The 1,498-nt window shown below is 68.0% G+C and carries 1 protein-coding gene; it reads right to left on the minus strand.

The annotated features are described in order from the left end of the window. Positions 1-8: 8 nt before the first annotated feature. Complete coding sequence (gene tnpC / locus DKT69_RS00300) at positions 9-1,376, minus strand: IS66 family transposase (RefSeq protein ID WP_109799602.1); 1,368 nt, start codon at positions 1,374-1,376, stop codon at positions 9-11. Between the last annotated feature and the right edge of the window lie 122 nt (positions 1,377-1,498).

Genomic DNA, 1,498 nt, shown 5'->3' on the forward strand with positions numbered 1-1,498 from the left:
GTACGTATTCAGCTTGAGTGAGCTGGGGGCATCCACGGTCCGGTGGTGAACAGCTGTTTGAGCACGTCGAGTGCGTCCAGGCCGTGCTTGGCGGCGGTGGACAGGTAGGAGCGGACCGCGGCGAAGTCAGCGAGTCCTTGCAGGGTTCGCCAGGTCCCGGAAATCTTCTGCTGCAGCTTGACCGGACGAAGATCACGTTCGGCCTGGTTGTTGGTGAACGGCACGGCCAGGTCGACGACGAACCGCAGGATCATGCCGCGGTAGGTGTGGAAACGCTCGGCCAGCTTCCCGGCCCGGGACAGCTCGCCGTGGCGGTTGGGTGGGTTCTGTTGGCGGCCGTAGGCGATCGCGCCGGCGTAGCAGGCCCGGATGTGGCTGATCTCGGCGTCGGTCAACGCCTCCCGGCCGGCCGCGACGGCCTGCTCGGTCATCGCCTTGGCCATGAGCAGCGTGTCGGCCATCACCTCCGCCCACTGCTGGCCGGCCGGATCCTGCTCGTGCACGGCACGCAGGTCACGGATCAGATGCGCCCCGCACCAGGCGTGCTCGGCGTCGCTCAGGTGCTGGTAAGCGGCGTAGCCGTCACGCACGATGGTGCCGTCGAAGCCGGGCAACACCCCACCGGCGTCGATGTCGGCCTTGCTGCGCCCGCCGACGTGGAACAACGTCAACCCCGGGGTGCAGGCCACGTGCACGTACTTGAACCCACCGCCCAGGCGCGCCGGAGTCTCATCGACGTGCAGCACCCGCTCCACGTGCAGCAACGCGGCCAGGTGTGAGGTGAACGGGCCCAGCCGGCGGGCCGCCTCAGCGACCACCGCGTGCACGAACCCGATCGACACGGGCGCCCCGCACAGATCACCCAGCAGCCGTGACACCCGCGCGAACGGCAGGAACTGCGCCCCCCGCCCATATACGGCCGCAGCTTTGACGCCGGTCCCGTACTGCGCCCGACCGGTCACCCCGACCGGGGCCTCACCCTCACTGACCTGCCCACACCCGCACAACACCGCCACAACCTGATGCTCGGTGACCACCATCCGCGGCTCAGGCAACTCGAAGACCTGCCTGCGCTGACGCCCGAACTCCACCGCATCAACCAGGTCCGCACCGCACGCCGCGTTCACACACCGATCCGGCCGGTGCACCACCGTGTGATCCGGATCCGAGATCAACTGCAGCGTCGACCCCGACGAACCCGGCTGCTTACCCCGACGCCGACCAGACCCCCCACCGGTCGGCTTCGGCGTCCGCCGACCCAACCCATCCGACGACGGAGGCTTCGAGGAGTTCGTCGAGTTCAACCCCAACCGACGCCTCAACTCGGCGTTCTCCGCCTCCAGCCGCTCAACCCTGGCCCCCAACTCAGCCAGCATCCCCACAAGATCCTCATAAGAGGGACGCTGCGGCTCGGACGACACCCGAAGATCATGCCAGCACGCCAGCCACAGTGGACAACAGGTCCCGATCAGCGACTCACCTCAGGCTGAACACGTAC

Origin of the sequence: Micromonospora sicca (assembly GCF_003172935.1) — a bacterium.
GTDB classification, from domain to species: Bacteria; Actinomycetota; Actinomycetes; order Mycobacteriales; family Micromonosporaceae; genus Micromonospora; species Micromonospora sicca.